This is a genomic window from Curtobacterium sp. MCLR17_044 (genome assembly GCF_003234435.1).
Taxonomy (GTDB): Bacteria; Actinomycetota; Actinomycetes; order Actinomycetales; family Microbacteriaceae; genus Curtobacterium; species Curtobacterium flaccumfaciens.
In genome coordinates this window covers 99,876-118,299 of the sequence record NZ_QKTC01000002.1, presented here as the reverse complement: position 1 = coordinate 118,299, position 18,424 = coordinate 99,876, and the positions used below count along the sequence as shown (strand labels likewise).

Sequence of the window (18,424 nt, the reverse complement as noted above, 5' to 3'; positions counted from 1 at the left end):
CATGAGCGGGGTTCGACGATTGGGCGTGCCCACCCGGCCAGGGGCAGACTGGCCGCCATGTCACGTACCACCCCCGCGGACCGCGAAGGCCGTCCCGGACGCACCTTCTTCGGGCAACCGTTCGAGCTCTCGACACCGTTCGCCGTGGAGCTCTGGGAGCGGTTCTCGTTCTACGGGATGCAGGGCATCGTCCTCATCTACATGTACTACACGGTCACGCAGGGCGGCCTGGGGATCGACAAGGGCATCGCCACCGGCATCATGGGTGCCTACGGCGGCGCGGTCTACCTGTTCACGATCATCGGGGCGTGGATCGCCGACCGGCTGATCGGTGCGGACCGGACCCTGTTCGGCAGCGCGATCGTCGTGATGCTCGGGCACATCGCCCTCGCGCTCATCCCCGGGGTGGCCGGGGTCGGGGTCGGCCTCGTGCTCATCGCGCTCGGCTCCGGCGGGCTCAAGGCCACCGCCACCACGATCGTCGGCGGCCTCTACAGCCGCGATGACCCGCGCCGCGACGCCGGCTTCTCGCTGTACTACCTCGGCGTGAACCTCGGGGCGTTCTTCGGACCGCTGCTCACCGGGCTGCTGCAGAGCTCGCTCGGCTTCCACTGGGGCTTCGGCCTCGCCGCCGTCGGCATGGCGGCGGGCCTGGTGCAGTACGCGATCAGGCGGAAGAAGCTGCCCGAGGTCGTCCGCCACGTGGCGAACCCCGTCGACCGCCGGCGTCTGCCGCTCATCGGAGCCGGCGTCGTCGTCGCGCTCGTCGTCATCGTCGTCGCCGTGCTGACCGGCCTGCTCAACGTCGGCAACCTGCCCACCGTCGTGGTGGCGGTCGTCGTGCTGGCCACCATCGGCTACTTCGTGGTCATCCTGTCGAGCGGCATCACCCGTGACGAGCGGTCGCGGGTCTTCGCGTTCATCCCGCTGTTCATCGGCAGTGCCGTGTTCTGGTCGCTCTACCAGCAGCAGTTCACCGTCGTGACGGTCTACTCCGACGAGCGTCTCGACCGCTCACTGTTCGGCTGGGAGATGCCGGTGTCGTGGGTGCAGTCGATCAACCCGGTCTTCATCATCGTGCTGTCCGGTGTCTTCGCGGCGCTGTGGACCAAGCTCGGTGACCGCCAGCCGTCCACCCCGACGAAGTTCGCTCTCGGCACCGGGATCATGGGGCTCGCGTTCCTGCTCTTCCTGCCGTTCACCGGCTCGGGCGAGAACGGCACGCCGCTGCTGGCGCTCGTCGGCATCCTGCTGGTCTTCACACTCGCCGAGCTGCTGCTCTCGCCCGTCGGCCAGTCCGTCGCCACGAAGCTCGCGCCGCCGAAGTTCCAGACCCAGATGGTCGCGCTGTTCTTCCTGTCGGTGTCGCTGGGCACCGCCGTCACCGGGGTGCTGTCCCGCTACTACGACCCGGCGAACGAGGCCCCGTACTTCACGATCCTCGGTCTGGTCGCCGTCGTGGTGGGCGTGGTCCTGCTGCTCCTGGCCAAGCCGGTGCTGCGGCTCATGCGCGGCATCCGGTAACCTGAGCGGAGCCACACGCCGACGCAACCAAGGAGTCACCACCCATGCTCGAACTCATCGCAGGGATCATCATCGGCGTCGGCGTCCTCGGTGGCGTCGGGTGCTGCATGGCCGTCGCGGCCATGATGAAGAGCGGCTCCGAGGAGTACTGAGTCCCTGACCCGGACTACTCGCCGCTGTCGGTCGTGACCGGCACCAGCTGACGACTCAGGACGGTCGCGCGCTCGAAGGGGCCGCGGCCGTCCTTCGTGTACGCGGGCTCATCGAAGGCGACGGTCCACGTGCGCTGTGTCCCGCCGATCTGACTCCCGCCGGGAGCCACGATCACCCCGATCGGCTCGTCGGCCCACTGCTCGCCACCCCGATCGGTGTCGATGACCTGCACGAGGGCCCCGATGCCGAGACCGGGAGCGTCGTCGGGGCGGGGACTGGGGGAGCGGCGGCGTCCGAACACGCCATCACCGTAGCGGCGAGTGGTCACGGAACGTCTGTGCGGCACCTGTCGACACGCTGACGGCCCGGCCGCCGGGTGGTCAGGACACCCCGCCCGCGGCGCGCCGAGTGGTCACGAACTGTCGGCTGCGCCGCCGCCAGGCGACGGTTCGTGACCCCTCGGCGGACCTGAGCGGGGTGTTGCGACCGGCGGGACGACGGCCGGGAGGCCCGTGGCGGGCCCGTGGCGCGCCTCCAGGCCGTTGTCGGTCGCGTCCAGAGCGCGGGCCGGGTGGTCGGGACACCCCGCCTGCCGCGCGTCGAGTGGTCACGAACTGTCGGCTGCGCCGCCGCCAGGCGACAGTTCGTGACCCCTCGGCGGGACTGAGCGGGGTGTCTTGACCAGCCGACACGCGCGACCAGACCACGCCCGCGTCAGACGGCGGCCGGCTCCACCCGGGCGATCTCGGTGATGGACGAGTGGCCCGTCTCGGGGTGCTTGCGCATCGACAGGAGCCGCTCCATCGACGGTTCGAGCGCCGTGACCTTGTCGAGCGGCGCACTCACGACGAGCTGGAACCCGAGCCGGAGCCACGCGGTGACCGCACGGCCGGCGAACTCCGAGTCCGCCTTGATGAAGGCCTCGTCGAGGAACACCGGCGCGAACCGGGGCCGTGGGCGGGTCTCGTCGCCGAGCTGGTAGCGCAGCGCGGCGCCGACGATGAACGCCACGAGTTCCTGCGTCTCACCACCGGACTTGTCGCCGAGCGACGAGTACACGCCGAGGTCGTTGCCGTCGGTGTCGTACCGGACGGCCGTGATCTCCATGTGCCGTCGGACGTCGAGCACCGCGTCGCGCTGGGTGGTGCGGCCCCGGGCGGCGTCGGGGTCGGGCCGGATGACCGCCATGAAGCGCCGGAGCCGTCGGAACCGGGTCTCGAGCACGTCGTCGGTCAGCTCGGTGTCGACCGAGGCGGACAGGGCGCGGAGCTCACGGCGGAAGGCGGTGACGTCCTCGCGGGTGACCCGGCGGATCTGGATCTTCAGGCGGTCCCGGTTCGCGCCGAACGGCAGCTCCCGCAGGATCTCGTTGACCGGCTCGAGGCGCTCCTCGATCTCGACGACGGCGCGGTCGAAGGCGCCGGCGAGCGGGACGAGGTCCTCGCCGCTCCACTGCGACAGGCGTCGACGCCACTCGCTCCGACGCGCGTGCAGGCCGGTCGCCACGATCTGGTCGAGGATCGCGTGGTAGTCCGGGTACGACGCGACGCCGGTGCCGAGGTTCGGGTCGGGCCAGGCGTCCTGGTACCGCTGGAACGTCAGCGTCAACGAGGTCGAGGCCGCCGCGGCACCGTCGAGCGCCTGCGTGAGCCGCTCCTCGAGCCGACGCTTCAGCCGTCGAGTCGCGTCGTCGAACCCGTCGACGCCGTCCGGGGCGCCGATCTCCTCGAAGGTCTCCTCGAGCAGGCGGGACTGCTGGTCGTCCGGCAGCGAACCGGGCGAGGAGTCGAAGCGCTCCAGGATCTCGGCGGCGGCGTCCTGGCCGTCGACGAGCACCGCGTGGCGCTCCTCGAGCCGCTGGACGGACAAGCGTGCGGCGGAGCGACGGTCGGCGGCCTCGTCGAGGGACTTCCGGAGCCGGGCGACCGAGGCCCGCAGCGTCCGGAGGCCGTCGTCGGCGGCGAGCAGCGCCTGCCGTTCCTCGTCGAGCCGGGCGAGGGACGTCCCGAGCCCGTCGACGTCGATCGCGGCCCACGTGACGTCGACCACGTGCTGGTGCGCGGCGCGGAGCACGTCGAGCGCGGTGAGGTCCTGCGCGACGTCGGTGCGGCGGGCCTCGAGCGTCGCGAGGTCCTGCGCGATCGAGGCGAGCTCCTGCTCGACCGCGGCGACGCGGGCCTCGTTCGTGAAGCCGATGACGTTCGACTGGCGGCGGTCACCGTGCGCGCCACGACGGCCGTCGCGGAGCTGCCCGGACTCGGTGACCCGGCGGCCACCACCGCCGAGGTCCGACGCCGAGGCGACGCAGCGGGCGTCGGTGCGGTCGGACTCGATCCGTTCGCGCACCCAGGTGCTGAACGGGGACGGCTTGATGGCGAGCTTGCCGGAGACCATCGCCGGGTCGCCGTCGAGGTCCAGGTGCGGCCCGGTCGGCACACCCTCGAACTGCACGCGGACGGGCAGGCGGAGTGCGTCGATCGCCTCGCTGAAGTCGCCGAGGCGGTCCTGGTCGACGAGCAGCGTGCGGGCGACGGGCGCCAGGACGGACTCGATGGCCGTGCGCCAGCGCTCCTCGCCGGGCAGCACGTCGAGCAGTTCCGCCACGAAGGGCAGTTCGGCCGGGTCGATGCCGGTGGCACGGGCCATCGCGAGCCGGGCCTCGTGCATCGGCAGCGGCATGGCGCCCTGCCGGTGCTCGAGCGACTGGCGCTCCTGCCGCAGGGACCGTTCGCGGTCGAGGAGCGGGTACTCCTCGCGGGTCAGGGCGTCGCGGCGCTCGTCGAGGGCGGTCCGCGCGTCGGCGTACGACCCGAGGAACTCGTGCGAGGCGCGCTGCGCGGCGGTGAAGTCGGCCTCGGTCGCGACGGACGTGCCGAGCACCGCCGTGCGCTCGTCGAACGTGGCGCGGGTGCGGACCACGGCGTCGCGCTCACGGGTGAGCCGTTCGATGCGGTCCTCGAGCTGGGCGAGTGCGTTGCCGCCCTGGTCGCGGAGCCGGGCCTCGGCGTCGCGCAGCTCGATCTCGACGGCGGCGTGCCGGGCCTCGGCCGCGGCGACCTCGGCGCGCGATGCCGTTCGCTCGCGGGCGTTGCGCGACACCTCGGCGTCGAGCAGGTCGCGCTTCCGCGAGGCCGTCCAGTGCGCGAACGGCGACACCTCGGCGCCGGTCGCGATGCCGTCGAGGGCCGCTGCGGCCTCGGTCGCGCGCGAGATCTCGTCGTGCAGGTCGGTGATGGGGGAGAGGATGCGGACCTTGCGCTCCTCGGTGTCCATCGCCTCGTACGCTTCATCGAGGGCGGAGAAGTGCGCGAGGGCCCGGTCCGCCGCCTCGTACGTGCCGGGGGTCTCGAGCACGAGCGACTTGTACAGCGCGTCGACGGTCGGCAGGTGCTGGCCGGCCTGGATCCGGGCGAGCAGACGCATCGCCCGGTTGCCGCCGCCGGAGTCACCGATGCCCAGCCGGGTCTGCAGCGTGTACGCGAGCTCCTGGTAGGTGTCGCGGATGACGAGCCCCGGCACGCGGCCGGTCAGCTCGAGGTGGTGGAACCGCGACGGCACGAACTCCTCGAGCCGGCGCAGGTCGAAGGTGTCGTCCACCGTCGCCATGGTCATCTGGATGTCACCGACCCCGCGGGCACGCTTCGGCACGATGTACGCCCGCAGCACCGTGAAGCGCCGCTCGTCGTCGTTCCGGAACGTGACCGCCGCCGCGCCCCAGGTGGTCTGGTCGTCGCCGCGCAGGTTCACGTCGCGCAGGCTGCCGGTCTCCGGGTCGCGCCGGGTGTCGACCTTGCCGCGCAGGTACGTGAGCAGGTTGCGCTGGTCGGCGCTGCGGGCGCGGCCGGTGGTGGCGTCGTTCGAGGCGCCGTTGAACGGCACGTCGGACGGCATCATCACGGCCAGGTAGGCGTCCATCAGCGTGGACTTGCCGGTGCCCGAGGCGCCGGAGATGAGCGTCGCCGTGCCGGACAGCTCGACCTGCCGGTGGCCGTGGAACCCACCCCAGTTGACGACCTGCATCGACTCGGCGCGCCACTGCGCGACCGTGTCGAAGAGCGCCGGGATCTCGAACGTGTCGGTCACGCTTCCGTCTCGCCTTCGTCGTCGGTGTCGGTCTCGGCTTCGCCGTCAGTCGGGAGGCCCGGGTCGTCCCCGTCCGTCGGCTCGCCGCCCGGGGTGGTCGCCTCACCCTGCGCGGTGGTGGTCCGCAACCAGGTGTCCAGTTCGAGCAGGCGCTCCAGGGGGAGCAGCACCTCGACGACGCTCGCCACCCGGAAGCGGTCCGGGTCGGAGGTGCGGATCAGGATGCGTGCGGTCACGAGGCGCTCGATCGCCTTCGCGACCCGGCCCTCGTCGCGGGTGCGGTCGGTCGCGGTCGCCGGACGGAAGCCCGCCACGTGCCCGAGGATCTCGGACCGGTCGACGACGACCTGGTCCGGGCCCGGTCGGGCGTCGGCGCGCAGGCGCATCCGCAGGTAGACGAGGACGATCGTCTCCTCGCGGGTGTACGGCAGGTCGCGGAGCAGGGTCGGGAACGTGCGGCGCTGGCTCTCCGACCGGGCCTGGCGCTTCCAGGCGACCTCACGGTCACGGTCGACGTGCAGCTCGAGGAACAGGTCGTTCAGGCGGGACCGCAGCTGGTACTCGGCGTCGAGGACCGCACGCCACTCGTCGGGGTGCGTGCGGGAGCTGACGTACGAGTGCCGCAGCAGTGCCACCAGGGCGCGTCGCTGGTGCTCGTCGAGCCGGCCCTCGTCGCCCTCGAAGAGGGCGAAGCTGGACTCGTCACGCTCGTCGTCCTGCATCACGGATGCGGGGTCGTCGTAGGGGACCGTGTCGTCGACCGGTGCCGGCGTCGTGTCGCTCACCGTGCCTCCTGTGCGTTCTCGTCGTGTGCGTCGCCGACCGGACGGTGCTCGTCGTCGAGCGCAGCGGTGGGCATGTGGAAGGTGATCGCGGTGCCGTCGGGGCGGATCGTGCGGTGCTCGGCGACGTGCGCGGCGGACTCGAAGTCGTCGCGCCCCGTCAGCAGGTGCGCGAGGCCGAAGAGCTCGACCGGTCGGCGCTGCTCGGGCGGCAGCCCGTGGAACGCGTCGACGCTGGAGTCGGCCTCGGCGAAGCGGAGTGCCGCGCGCAGCTCGGTCAGGAGCGGCCCGCCGTGCATGCGGAGCATCTCGACGTCGAGGTCCTCGAAGACGTCGTCGTCGGGTTCCTCGATGGGCGGCGGCACGGACTCGGCGTCCGGGTCGTAGAAGCGCTCGCGCAGCGTGCCGACCTCGGCGGCCGCCGGTAGGAGCGGCAGCGGGATCCGGTCGCGTGCGCCGCCCTGGTCCATCAGGGTGGCGAAGCCGCGGTTGATCGAGCGGAGCACCGCGTCGAGCTCGCGGTCGCGCACCACGTCGTGGGCGACGATCTGGTCGCGGAGCGTGGCGGTGAGCTGACGGCGCTGGGCGAGGACGTCCTCGATGCCCTGGCGCAGGATCGTCACGGTGTTGCGGAAGGCCCGACGCTCGCCGGCTCCGAGGCCCTGCGCGAACGGGTGCGCCAGGATCGTCGCGATGTCGTCGCGGAGCCGCAGGAGCAGGGCGTCGTCGCGCAGCAGTTCGAAGGCGCCCTCGAAGGCACGGCCCTCGGGCGTCGCTTCCATCAGGTTGTCCGTGCGCGCCAGGTAGTCGTCGAGGATCTCGCCGATGGGGCGGACCTCTTGCCGGAAGTCCTCGACGATCGAGCGGTGCATCGTCGCGACCGCCTCTTCCACGCGCTTGAAGTCGCTCGGCAGCTGCCGGATCAGGTCGGAGATGTTCGTGTACCCGTCGCGCATCCGGTCGTCGTCGACGGCCACGACGTCGTCGCCGTGCTCCAGGCGCTCCCGCTCCGCCTGCAGCTCGGCGATCTGGGCGTCGATCCGGCGGATCTGCACGTCGGGGTCGGGTTCGGCGCGGGCGGCCCACCGGTGCACGGCGTCGACGATCATCGCCAGGCGGCTCTCGCTGATCAGGGCACGGTCGGCCGACAGGGCGTCGACGAGGCTCAGCGCCTCGAGGGCGTGGCTCGTCAGGGAGTACTGCTCGTCGCCGTCGGGGGAGTTCGAGCGGACGAGCCACTGGGCGCCGACCCACTCGCGGCACAGGGCGCGGCCGTTCGGGCGGGCCTCCTGCTCGCCCTCGGTCTGCTCGCTTTCGGCCTGCGCGCTGGCCGCCGGCACCGGCTGGTCGCTCGCGGGCACACGGGCACCCGCGGCCTGCAGGCGCGCGACGTGTTCCTCGACCTGCAGGTGCATGCGGTCGGCGGGGACGTACTGCACGTCGCGGTCGAAGACCGTGCGGAACACGGCGAGGACCGTGGCGCTGGTCGGCCGGGACATGAGCCGCAGGGTCGGACGGTCGAGGACCGCTCGGACCCGGGCGAACTCGAGGTCGACGTCGGTCATGCGCCCCTTCGTCCGATCGTGCTGGTGGTCTGGCCCGCGTGCTGCGGCCTGATGAGATGACAAGAGCCCGACGCTGCTGCGTCGGGCTCTTGTCGGTGGTGTGTGTTGCTGTGTGGGCGATACCAGACTCGAACTGATGACCTCTTCGGTGTGAACGAAGCGCGCTACCAACTGCGCCAATCGCCCCCTGCACTGTTCGTGCGGATTGATACTAGCGGAAGTCCGGCGGTGCATCGAACACGTCGCGCGGCCCGGGTGTGGCGCGCTGTCCGCAGGGGGTGTCGAACCGCCCCGATCCGCATGAACTCGGGGGACACGCCCGGTGAACGGGGAGGATTTTGGTGGAAGTGCCCCGGTGCGTATAGAGTTTACGTCGTCGCCGCGACAGCGGAACGACAAGTGCGGATGTGGCGCAGTGGTAGCGCATCACCTTGCCAAGGTGAGGGTCGCGAGTTCGAATCTCGTCATCCGCTCGAGTGTGGGTCTTCTCGAAGGCCCGCGACTCACCAGAGGGTATCCCACCGTTCGGGTACTCACGGAGACGTGAACCTCGATGGTGGGGTGGCCGAGAGGCTAGGCAGCGGCCTGCAAAGCCGTCCACGCGGGTTCGAATCCCGTCCCCACCTCCAGATCCACCCTCCAAGACCTTGATGGACTCCGGTCCACGCAGGGACTTGGGCGATTGGCGCAGCGGTAGCGCGCTTCCCTGACACGGAAGAGGTCACTGGTTCGATCCCAGTATCGCCCACCACCACGAAGCCCCCGGCAGGACCACCAGGTCCGGCCGGGGGCTTTCTTCGTTCCGGTCTGCTCGTCGTTCCCAGTCCGCCAGGACCGCGATGTTCCGTGGACCCCGCCCGGTACGGTGGTGGTCATGCAGATCGGCCGGAGGCGGAAGCGTGCCCGACGCGGCACCACGCCGGTGCTGTTCCACAAGGTCTGCGAGTGGCAGCGGGACGATCGGGACCCCGGTGACGTCGTCGTCGAACGAGGAGTCTGGCTGGCGTTCACCGCGCGCCGAGTCGCGGTCTACGAGTTCGACGGCCGTGACACCCACGCTGCCGTACTCGAACTGGACGAAGTGCTCGGTCCGACGTGGCAGGAGATGATCGACGAGGCGCCGGCAGAATGGCTCCTGACACACCTGGAACGATTCGCGAGCGGTGTGGACGTCCGCCGGGCGGTGTTGGACGACTACGCCCTCCGACACGGCGGCGGAGCACCGCCGACCATCGAGTGGGCGATCCGGCTGTAGCGACGGAGTTCCCTCGACGGCGACTGGAATGGCCCAGATCGAGTCAGCCGGCCTCGTCGCAGGGCGCGCGGAGTTTGCCGACCCGCGTGTCGACCACGAGGGGCTGGTGGACCAGAGCGCGGTCGGCCAAGGTGAGCACGTGACCGCCTCGTCGACGACCACTGCCCCTCGGCTCGCTCCGCTGTACGCCGCGGGGTTCGTGACCGCCTTCGGGGCGAACGGCATCGCCGCGGCGGTCGGCGGCGAGCACCTCGAACTGGGCCTGACGCTCGCGTGGCTGGGGCTCTTCCTGGCGCTCTACGACGTCGCCGAACTCGTCCTCAAGCCGGTCTTCGGCGCACTGTCCGACCGCATCGGCCCGCGACCGGTGATCGTCGGCGGACTCGTTGTCTTCGCGGCAGCTTCACTCATCGGCGTCTTCGGGACCGGTCCGTTCTGGCTCGGGCTCGCCCGTCTGCTGCAGGGTGCCGGCGCCTCCGCGTTCTCGCCCGCATCGTCCGCCGCAGTTGCCCGCCTCGTGCCGGCGCACCGCCGCGGGACGTACTTCGGTCGGTACGGCTCGTGGAAGGGTCTCGGCTACGCCGGGGGACCGGTCATCGGTGCACTCGTGGTGCAGTTCGGCAGCACGCAGTGGCTCTTCGGGATCCTCGTCGTGATGGCCCTCGTGACGGCGGTGGCGGTGCTCGTCGCCGTCGAGCCGATCGTGCCCCTGCCCCGGCAGCGGGCCACGCTCGCCGTGATGGTCCGAGCGGCCATGGACCGCCAGTTCCTGATCCCGGTCGTCGTCCTGGCCGTCGGCAGCGCTGCGATCGGCGCGCTGACCGGGATGCTCCCCGCGCTCGGTACCGAGCTCGGCATCCCGCTCCTGGTGTCGACGCTCGCGGTCGCCGTCCTCGCGGTGACGTCGTCGCTCGTGCAGCCCGTCGCCGGCCGACTGCACGACGCCGGGCGTCTCGGTACCGGGGTCGCGGGGGTGGCCGGGACGGCCGCGGTGGCCGCTGCGTTCCTGGTGGTCGCCGTCGCACCCTCGGCGGTGGCCGTCTTCATCGCGGCCCTGCTCGCCGGGGCCGGTGTCGCCACGCTGACACCCGTCGCGTTCGCGCACCTCGCCGGGACGACTCCGCCGGATCGGCTCGGTCGCACCATGGGTTCAGCGGAGCTCGGGCGTGAGACCGGGGACGCCGTCGGACCACTTGTCGTCGGTGGTGTCGGCAGCGCGATCGGGCTGCCGTTCGGGTTCGCGGCCTTCGCGGTGGTGGCGCTCGTCGGGACGCTCGTGGCATCGCGGTTACCGTCGAAGACGGCCGCCGCACGGGACGCGTAGGGCACAGACGAACCCCATCGGGCGCTACGCGTACGGGTCAGCGGACACCGTCCCGTAGGCATTCGTCCGACGTCGACGATCGCGGCGCGCAGCGACCCAGCGAGCCACCGCGAGCGCGAGCAGCGCGGCGGACACCCCGGCGAGCAGCCACAACCACCCGTCGTCGTCCTCGACGAGCAGGCGCAGGGCCAGCACTCCGAGCGGTGCTGCCACCAGGATCCGTCGGAGCTCGCGCCACGACGGCTTCCAGAGCGTGGTGAGGCCCTTCTTCCACCGACCGACCACGACGTACGCGATCACACATCCTGGGATGCAGAGGGCGAGCCAGTTCGCGACCGCCCGCACCCCGTCGTCGTAGAACGGATGCGCCACTTCGCGGAGGACGCCGCCAGCAGCAGCCGCAACGAGCAGCCCCCACATCCGCGCCTCCCAGCGGCGAGGGTGCCACCAGGGTGTGCGCCACAACGGCACTCGCTCACGGACCACCGGCATCGCGACTCCTCCCCGGTCGGGCGTCCAGCCTATGCGCGACGTCGATCGACGACGGGACCGAGAGTCTGCCGTCCCTGGCGGGAATCCGGCCCTCCGCGTACGGTGTGACGGGACGAGGCCGACACCGAGGGTCGGTCCGACGAGGGGGCGCCATGAAGATCTTGAGCATCGTGGCACGAGGGCTGGGCTGGTTGCTGACGACGGCTGCGAAGACGCTGGGCGGGATGCGTGGCGCGAAGCCGTACACCGATTCCCACGCGGCGCAGGTCCCGCCGCGTCGCGAGGACTACCGCCCTTAGGCAGCGCGGCCGTGGTTCCGCTCCGTCACCGTAGGATCGTCGAGCCGCATCCAGCGGAACGACGGGGGAGCACCTGATGGAACAGCACGCCGAACAGCGCACGCGACCGCGGGTCGTCACGATCGCCGTGGCGCTCTGGTGGGCGTCCGTCGTCATCAGTCTCGTGGTCGCCGCGCCCGGCATGGTCGTCTCCATGCGCGAAGCCGGCGGCGCGATCATCGGGGCGTCGCTCGGGCTCGTCCTCGTCCTCGCCTGGTCGGCCCTGTTCGTGTGGCTGGCGACGCGGATGGGACGAGGCTCCGGCAACGCGCGTCTCTGGCTCGCCATCATCGCCGGGCTGACTGCCTGCAGCGAAGTGCTCACCATCGCCACCGACGGCGTGGACTGGAGCCTCGTCGACGCCGTCTGCGTCGTCGTCGCCGCGGTGCTCAGCTACCTGCCCAGTGCCCGTCCGTTCTTCCCGCGGGACGCACGACGCCCGCGAGCAGCGGAACCCCGCACCATCGGGTGGGACCCGACGACGGGTGAGCGCATCTTCGAGACGCCACCGTCGGGCGACCGCGCGCACTGACGCTCGCCCCGGAATGCGGCCGGAGAACGTGCGTTCCCCGTTGTGGGGGTACCGCCGGACTCGGGCAGATGGTTCCATTCAGAGGTCGGCATCCTCCGGGTGCCGAACAGCCACGGACCGTCTTGCGTCGCAGTGAAGGTGGTCGCCGCTGGTTACGGTGACCACGAGGTGCCGTCGAGTCGATTCGGGTTCGACACGGCGGCGCCTCCCACACACCGGGGGACCGTCCGACCAGGAAGCAGCACCATGCGATCGCTCGTCTACACCAGCACCCAGACCCGTCCGATCACGGATTCCGAACTCGCCCAGATCCTGGCGGTCGGTCGCGAGAAGAACACCCGGCTCGGCGTCACCGGCATGCTCGCGCACCGCGACGACAACTGCATCGGGATCATCGAGGGCGAGGACGACGTCGTCCGGGAGCGCTTCGACCAGGTCCGGGCCGACCCGCGGCACACGAACGTCCGGGTGCTGCTCGACGAGCCGATCGCCCAGCGCTCGTTCCCGGACTGGTCGATGGCGTTCCAGTCCCTCGACCCGCTGATGCACGACGTACCGGGGTTCAGCGACCTGTTCAGCCCGGGTCGCCCGACTGATCCGGCGTTCGGGGCCTCCCGCGCTCGCGCCCTCCTGGACTGGTTCCGGAAGCACCCGCTGGCACCACTGACGAACCAGAACGCCGCCGACGAGGAAGTCCCGCGCACCCGGGCGATCAACGGTGCGATCGCGCTCATCCACGACGGGGGACTGTCACGCTTCTCGCTCGAGGGCGTCGCGTCCCGGTCGGGGATGCGGCAGGCCGAGCTCCTCGAGCTCTTCCCCTCCGAGCACGCACTGCTGGCCGCCGCGGTGATGCGGTGGACCCGTGCGGTGTCGGCACCGCTGCTGCCGCTCGCCGGTGAGAAGGGCACGGTCGCGTTCCTGCACGCGCTGCTCTCCGCCCACGCTGAGGACCCGTCCCTCATGCGTCTGATCGCCGCGACGCTGGCCATCTCGACCGACCCGTCGACGGACGGCGCCGACTACTACCGGTCTGCGTACCTGCAGTTCCGCGAGACCGTCCGCACCGCGCTGCAGGAAGACGTCCGCACCGGCCGCGAACCGGCGACGATGGACCCGATCCGCGGGGCACAGCAGCTGCTCGCCCTCTACGACGGCATCCGCCTGCAGGCGCTGCTGACGCCGGACACCGACGTCGTCGACGCGTTCGACCGTGCCGCCGCCCGGATGCGCCGCGGCTGGTCCGAGCAGTACGAGGAGACCACCGTGTGGGACATCTCCGCGCCGGCGGGGGACTGACGTTCAGCGCACCAGACGCACGGTCCGGGGGATGGGTCCGAACGCCGACTCGGCACCGTCGGGCGTGAAGCCGTTCCGCCGGTAGAAGGCGTGCGCCCGCAGGTTGTCCGCGGCCACCCACAGCGACGCCGGACGATCGGCGAGCACGGTGTCGAGGAGTGCCTGGACTGCTTCTCGGACGTCGGGACTCTCGAGCGTCGACCGCCACATGTCGACCCGGCGACCCACCTCGAACCACGGGCTCGTGTCCGGGTCGTCGACGAACCGGCCGTAGGTCTCTCGCCACGACACCATGTGCACATGGGCGATCGCATCCGCATCAGCGAGCGTCGCCGGCCGGATCAGCGTCGAGACATCAGGATCGTTCCCCACTCGGTCAGGGTAGCGACCGGCGTCCGGTGCTCAGAGCTGGAGGTCCAGGTCGAAGAACCCGGCACCGCCGAGGAACAGCGGCACGATAACCCCGAACAACGTCAGCGTCGCCCCGATCAGGATCGCCGCGAACGCGATGCCGTCACCCCGCTCACCGGTCAGTCGCACGTCCCGGCGCGCGATGAACCCGACGACGAGACCGCCGATCGGTGCCACGAACGCGAGGGCGATCGCCACCACCGCGAGCAGGCTGAGGGGCGGGAGCGGCACGGCTGCCGATGCGGGGGACCCGGCGGCGCTCGGCGCGGTCTGGTCAGGAGCGAGGTCGGTCACGTCGGCCAGCCTAGGGTCGACGAGGATTCCTCCGCTCACCCCTGACCGAGGTTCGTCACCAGGTTGATGGCGACCGCGATCAGCACCGTCCCGAAGAAGTACGACAGCAGCGCGTGCGGCAACGCCTTCCGCCGGGTCTCACTGTCATCCGGCTCGATCTCTGGTGCCGCGTACGACATGCCGATCGTGAAGGCGAAGTAGGCGAAGTCGCTGTAGGTCGGCCGCCCGTCCTGCTTGACGTCGAACCCACCGCCCCGGTGGTCGAGGAAGAACATCCGGGCGTACTTCAAGGCGTAGACCGTGTTGACCAACGCCCACGCCACCATCGTGCCGAGCACACCCAGCATGACCGCCGCGACCGAGGCCGGATCTCGCGCCTGGCTGGCTTCGCTCAGCGCCAGGACGACGGCGGCGAGACTCGCGAAACAAGCCACGATGAGCGCGTTGTCACTGACCCGTGTCTCGGACTCCTCGCGGGCGAGACGCTCGGTGCCGTCGGCGTCCTGGCGCCAGCACTTGTGCCAGACCTGGACCAGCGCGATCAGGCCGGCCGTGCACCAGGCCGCGAGCGGCCCGAGGGACGGAGCCCCGGTGAAGGTCAACGCGACCCCGACCAGGACCCCGATCCCCACGATGACGAGCGCCCGACGCGTGGAGAGAATCCGATCGTTCATCGTCGTGCCTTCACGATCGTTCCTTCCCCCTGTCCGCTGCGTGGTCGGTCGTCACACGCCGGGGGTGAAGACGGCGCGGACGCAGCCGTCGTCCTTGTTCTTGAACATCTCGTACCCGCGCGGCCCTTGCGACAGTGGCATCACGTGCGTGGCGAGGTGCTCGGTGCTGATCTCTCCCGCGGCGATGCGGTCGAGGATCATCGGGATGTAGCGGTGCCCGTGCTGCTGAGCGCCGCGGACCGTCATGCCCTTGTTCATGATCGCGCCGAACGGGAACTTGTCGACGAGCCCACCGAAGACCCCGAGCGAGAACAGGCTGCCGCCCTTCCGGCAGGCGTAGATCGCCTCGCGCAGGGCGGTCGGCCTGTCGGTCTGCAACCGCAGCTGCTGCTTGGCCTGGTCGTACAGGTACAGCGGTCCGGTGCCGTGCGCTTCCATGCCGACGGCCTCGATGCACACGTCGGGACCCCGACCGCCGGTGCGTTCCTTGAGTTCCGGCAGCACGGCGTCGCTCGTGTAGTCGAGCGTCTCGGCACCGATGTGCTCGCGCACCTGTCGCAGCCGTTCGGGCAGACGGTCGATCACGATCACCTGCTCGGCGCCGAGGAGCATCGCTGCACGAGCGGCCATCTGGCCCACACCACCGGCGCCCCACACTGCGACGGTGTCACCCGGTGTGATCCCGGCCAGGTCGGCTCCGGTCCACCCGGTGGGTGCGGCATCGGAGGCGAACAGGGCGGCCGTGTCGGACACGCCGTCGGGGACCGTGAACGCCCCCTGATCGGCGTAGGGCACGCGGACGTACTCGGCGTGGCTGCCTGCGAACCCGCCGAGCGCGTGGCTGTAGGCGAAGCAGCCGCCGATCGACGACCCCCACATCGCCTCGGTCAAGCCCGGGTTCGGGTTGCCGTTGTCGCAGAGCGAGAACTGCCCGTGGGTGCAGTACCAGCACTGCCCGCAGGCGATGAACGAGCAGACGACGACCCGGTCGCCCACCTTGTGCTTCGTGACGGCCGATCCCGTCTCGACGACTTCTCCCATGAACTCGTGCCCCAGGACGTCTCCGGATCGCATGGTCGGGATGTACCCGCCGAGCAGGTGCAGGTCCGACCCGCAGGTGGTGCTCAGACGCACCTTCAGGATCACGTCGTGATCGTTGAGGATCTTCGGGTCCTCCACCGTCTCCACCGCGGTCTCGTTGACCCCGGTCCAACAGAGCGCCTTCACAGCACACCCTCCTCGGTGCTCCGTTTCGTCGCCACGTCCACCAACGCGCCGGTGGGTGTGGCCTTCCGTCGGCCGTGGGGGACCGGATCCACCCGGAGCACCTCGCCGACCTCGATGAGTTGCTTCGCCTCACGCAGAGCGGCCCGCAGCCGACCCCGTGAATCCGGGCCGCCGCCACGGAACCGGGCACGGAGCTCGGTGCCACGATCGCCGGGCGCGGGACGGGCCTCCACCTCGACGTCCTGCCCGAACGCCGTGAGCGGCGCGGGGATCCGCCCGCCTGGCAGCACCGCGTCCTGCCCGCGGTTCACCGTGACCGCGTGCCAGCCGGAACGCGGTTCGGCCAGCACCTTCCGTACGGGCCCGGGTGCGCCGCGTCGGCGGCGCGAGACGACGATGCCGACGGCAGCCGTGACCATCGCAGCGGCGGCGAGGTTCCGGGCCCTCATCGTGGTGTCCTGGCGAGGAGTCGGTGGGCAGCGGACGCGTTCGCGCCACACCGCCGGGGATTCGTGTGTTCCATCGCGGCCTCCTTGAGTCGCATCGGTGCGGATCAACGGGACGGGAGCGACGACCGCGCGATCGTGCCGGTCGGGGTCGCGGAGTCGCTCCTGTCGATCCACGGTGAGCGTGGCCTCCCTGGCGTCGTCCCGGGTTGTCCGTGATGCGCTGCGGCAGGTGACGGCAGCGAGACGGACGGGAGGCCCGGTGCCAGCTGGCACCGGGCCTCCCGTCCGTCCTGGGGTCGCGTCTCAGACGCGCACGGCGCGTTCGTCGGGGACGCAGTGCGTCATCATCAGGCCCTCGACGTCGCGGGAGCCGTTGTGGCCGAGGTTCGCCAGGCGGGCGAGCTCGTCGTCGCTGAGCGTCTGTGACTGCAGCGGGGGCAGGTCCTTGACCTCGTCGAGGGTGATGCCGAGCCCCTCGCCGACACGACGACCCAGGTCGTCCTCGACCATGTAGAAGTGCCAGAGCATGCGCTCCTGCACCGGACGGGCCGCCTGCGAGATGAGGTCGACGAAGTTCGCGACCAGGTCGTCGCGCTCCCAGTCCTGCAGGAGCAGGTACCGCTGGCCGGCCTGGGTGTAGTCGTTCGTCCGGGGGATCCGCTTGCGGGTGAGACGCCCGACGATCTCCGGTCCCTGGTCGTCGTGGGTCGGGTACTCCGCCTCGCGCAGACCGCCGGTGATCGACGGCTCGTAGTTGACGTGCGGGTTCTCGCCGCCGTGGTCCTGGTGGTAGGCCATCTGTCCGTCGCGCTGGTTGGTCGCGACGGCGCCGTTCTTCGGGGCGTTCACCGGCAGCTGCAGGTAGTTCGGGCCGACGCGGTAGCGCTGCGTGTCCGAGTACGAGAACGTGCGGCCGACGAGCATCTTGTCGTCGGAGAAGTCCAGGCCGTCGACGAGCACGCCGGTGCCGAAGGACAGCTGCTCGTTCTCGGCGAAGTGGTTCGTGACGTTGCGGTCCAGGACCATCTTGCCGACGGGCTTCGGCGGGAACTCGTTCTCCGGCCACACCTTCGTGTCGTCGAGCGGGTCGAAGTCGAGCTCCGGGTGCTCGTGGTCGTCCATGAGCTGCACACGGAGCTCCCACTCGGGGTACTCACCACGCTCGATCGCCTCGTACAGGTCCTTCGACGCGTGCCCGAGGTCGCCGGCCTGCACGGCGGCGGCGTCGGCCTCGGTCATCGAGGACACGCCCACCGACGGGATCCAGTGGTACTTGACGAGCTTGGTGTCACCGTCCGCGTTCACCCACTTGTAGGTGTTCACGCCGAAGCCCTGCTGGGTGCGGTAGTTCGCGGGGATGCCGCGCGGGCTGAACAGGTTGACGAGCATGTGCATCGACTCGGGGGTCTGCGACATGAAGTCGAAGATGCGCGCCGGCTCCTGGCGGAAGGTCACGGGGTCGGGCTTGAGGGAGTGGATGACGTCGGGGAACTTGATGGCGTCGCGGATGAAGAAGACGCCGAGGTTGTTGCCGACGAGGTCCCAGTTGCCGTCCTCGGTGTAGAACTTCACGGCGAAGCCGCGCGGGTCGCGGGCAGCTTCCGAGGAGTCACGGCCGCCGATCACGGTGGAGAACCGGATCGCCAGGTCGGTGCGCTTGCCGGGCTCCTGGAACAGCTTCGCGCGGGTGTACTGCGCGATGGGTTCGTCACCCCACGTGCCGGTGGCCTCGAAGTACCCGAAGGCGACGGCACCGCGCGCGTGCACGACCCGCTCCGGGATCCGTTCGCGGTCGAAGTGGCTGATCTTCTCGAGGAACTGGTAGTTCTCGAGCGTCGCCGGGCCACGGGCCCCGACGGTGCGCTGGTTCTGGTTGTCGGAGACGGGGTGGCCCTGGCGGTTCGTCAGGATGCGGCGGTCGTCGCCCTCGGCGGGCGGTTGGCTGGAGACGTCGGTCATGTCTCGTCCTCTCTGCGGTCGCGGTCGGCTCGGGTTCCCGACCGAGTGTGGACCGGGGCGCGG

At 70.7% G+C, this 18,424-nt stretch carries 17 protein-coding genes and 4 tRNA genes; 9 read left to right on the top strand and 12 right to left on the bottom strand.

The features are described from left to right. Window positions 1–57 precede the first annotated feature (57 nt). Window positions 58–1,524: a peptide MFS transporter gene (locus DEJ04_RS02215; protein ID WP_181437705.1), complete on the top strand. Its 1,467-nt coding sequence runs from the start codon at window positions 58–60 to the stop codon at window positions 1,522–1,524. A gap of 166 nt (window positions 1,525–1,690) precedes the next feature. On the opposite strand, the gene DEJ04_RS02210 is transcribed toward DEJ04_RS02215, so the two are convergent. From DEJ04_RS02210 to DEJ04_RS02190, 5 genes are all read right to left on the bottom strand, one after another. Then, entirely contained in the window at window positions 1,691–1,978 is a 288-nt protein-coding gene (locus tag DEJ04_RS02210) for a hypothetical protein (protein WP_111046098.1), read from the bottom strand. A 413-nt stretch (window positions 1,979–2,391) separates the two neighbouring features. Next, window positions 2,392–5,760 carry an ATP-binding protein gene (locus tag DEJ04_RS02205; protein ID WP_111046096.1) on the bottom strand — a complete coding sequence of 1,123 codons (3,369 nt, stop codon included), beginning with the start codon at window positions 5,758–5,760 and terminating at the stop codon, window positions 2,392–2,394. Then, window positions 5,757–6,545 (bottom strand): DUF4194 domain-containing protein, encoded by a 789-nt coding sequence (locus tag DEJ04_RS02200; RefSeq protein ID WP_111046094.1) that lies wholly within the window; start codon window positions 6,543–6,545, stop codon window positions 5,757–5,759. The genes DEJ04_RS02205 and DEJ04_RS02200 overlap by 4 nt, the downstream gene beginning before the upstream one ends. Continuing rightward, window positions 6,542–8,107 (bottom strand): DUF3375 family protein, encoded by a 1,566-nt coding sequence (locus DEJ04_RS02195; RefSeq protein WP_111046092.1) that lies wholly within the window; start codon window positions 8,105–8,107, stop codon window positions 6,542–6,544. The genes DEJ04_RS02200 and DEJ04_RS02195 overlap by 4 nt, the downstream gene beginning before the upstream one ends. A 113-nt stretch (window positions 8,108–8,220) precedes the next feature. Then, window positions 8,221–8,293: transfer RNA gene (locus tag DEJ04_RS02190), tRNA-Val, on the bottom strand. A gap of 215 nt (window positions 8,294–8,508) precedes the next feature. On the opposite strand from DEJ04_RS02190, the gene DEJ04_RS02185 reads away from it, so the two are divergent. The 5 genes from DEJ04_RS02185 (at window position 8,509) to DEJ04_RS02165 (ending at window position 10,686) form a co-directional block, all read left to right on the top strand. Continuing rightward, window positions 8,509–8,580 (top strand) — tRNA-Gly (locus DEJ04_RS02185). 82 nt (window positions 8,581–8,662) lie between these two features. Then, window positions 8,663–8,736 (top strand) — tRNA-Cys (locus DEJ04_RS02180). 47 nt (window positions 8,737–8,783) lie between these two features. Then, window positions 8,784–8,858: transfer RNA gene (locus tag DEJ04_RS02175), tRNA-Val, on the top strand. 123 nt (window positions 8,859–8,981) lie between these two features. Then, a complete protein-coding gene (locus DEJ04_RS02170; RefSeq protein ID WP_146246884.1) occupies window positions 8,982–9,362 on the top strand; it encodes a hypothetical protein in 381 nt (126 codons plus the stop codon). A 139-nt stretch (window positions 9,363–9,501) separates the two neighbouring features. Continuing rightward, complete coding sequence (locus tag DEJ04_RS02165; RefSeq protein WP_181437704.1) at window positions 9,502–10,686, top strand: MFS transporter; 1,185 nt, start codon at window positions 9,502–9,504, stop codon at window positions 10,684–10,686. A gap of 24 nt (window positions 10,687–10,710) precedes the next feature. Here the strand turns inward: DEJ04_RS02165 and DEJ04_RS02160 are convergent, their stop codons facing one another. Next, window positions 10,711–11,106 carry a hypothetical protein gene (locus DEJ04_RS02160; protein ID WP_146248622.1) on the bottom strand — a complete coding sequence of 132 codons (396 nt, stop codon included), beginning with the start codon at window positions 11,104–11,106 and terminating at the stop codon, window positions 10,711–10,713. Window positions 11,107–11,330: 224 nt separating this feature from the next. Here DEJ04_RS02160 and DEJ04_RS18315 point away from each other — a divergent pair, with 224 nt between their 5' ends. From DEJ04_RS18315 to DEJ04_RS02150, 3 genes are all read left to right on the top strand, one after another. Continuing rightward, window positions 11,331–11,477, top strand: a complete 147-nt coding sequence (locus tag DEJ04_RS18315) for a hypothetical protein (protein ID WP_181437703.1) — start codon at window positions 11,331–11,333, stop codon at window positions 11,475–11,477. A gap of 76 nt (window positions 11,478–11,553) precedes the next feature. Further along, complete coding sequence (locus DEJ04_RS02155; RefSeq protein WP_111046086.1) at window positions 11,554–12,048, top strand: hypothetical protein; 495 nt, start codon at window positions 11,554–11,556, stop codon at window positions 12,046–12,048. 246 nt (window positions 12,049–12,294) lie between these two features. Further along, the gene (locus tag DEJ04_RS02150; protein ID WP_111046084.1) at window positions 12,295–13,347 is read left to right on the top strand and encodes a BLUF domain-containing protein; all 1,053 of its coding nucleotides are present in this window, start codon (window positions 12,295–12,297) and stop codon (window positions 13,345–13,347) included. A gap of 3 nt (window positions 13,348–13,350) precedes the next feature. On the opposite strand, the gene DEJ04_RS02145 is transcribed toward DEJ04_RS02150, so the two are convergent. The 6 genes from DEJ04_RS02145 to DEJ04_RS02120 form a co-directional block, all read right to left on the bottom strand. Then, window positions 13,351–13,719, bottom strand: coding sequence for a GNAT family N-acetyltransferase (locus DEJ04_RS02145; RefSeq protein ID WP_111046082.1), 369 nt, complete (start codon window positions 13,717–13,719; stop codon window positions 13,351–13,353). Between the two features lie 30 nt (window positions 13,720–13,749). Then, window positions 13,750–14,052, bottom strand: a complete 303-nt coding sequence (locus DEJ04_RS02140) for a DUF4190 domain-containing protein (RefSeq protein WP_111039568.1) — start codon at window positions 14,050–14,052, stop codon at window positions 13,750–13,752. A gap of 35 nt (window positions 14,053–14,087) precedes the next feature. Beyond that, entirely contained in the window at window positions 14,088–14,726 is a 639-nt protein-coding gene (locus tag DEJ04_RS02135; RefSeq protein WP_111039569.1) for a DUF1345 domain-containing protein, read from the bottom strand. Window positions 14,727–14,777: 51 nt separating this feature from the next. Further along, a complete protein-coding gene (locus DEJ04_RS02130; protein WP_111031770.1) occupies window positions 14,778–15,953 on the bottom strand; it encodes a zinc-dependent alcohol dehydrogenase in 1,176 nt (391 codons plus the stop codon). Further along, the gene (locus tag DEJ04_RS02125; RefSeq protein WP_146248621.1) at window positions 15,950–16,402 is read right to left on the bottom strand and encodes a hypothetical protein; all 453 of its coding nucleotides are present in this window, start codon (window positions 16,400–16,402) and stop codon (window positions 15,950–15,952) included. Before DEJ04_RS02125 ends, DEJ04_RS02130 begins: the two co-directional genes overlap by 4 nt. 303 nt (window positions 16,403–16,705) lie before the next feature. Next, entirely contained in the window at window positions 16,706–18,361 is a 1,656-nt protein-coding gene (locus DEJ04_RS02120) for a catalase (RefSeq protein WP_111046078.1), read from the bottom strand. Window positions 18,362–18,424: the final 63 nt, after the last annotated feature.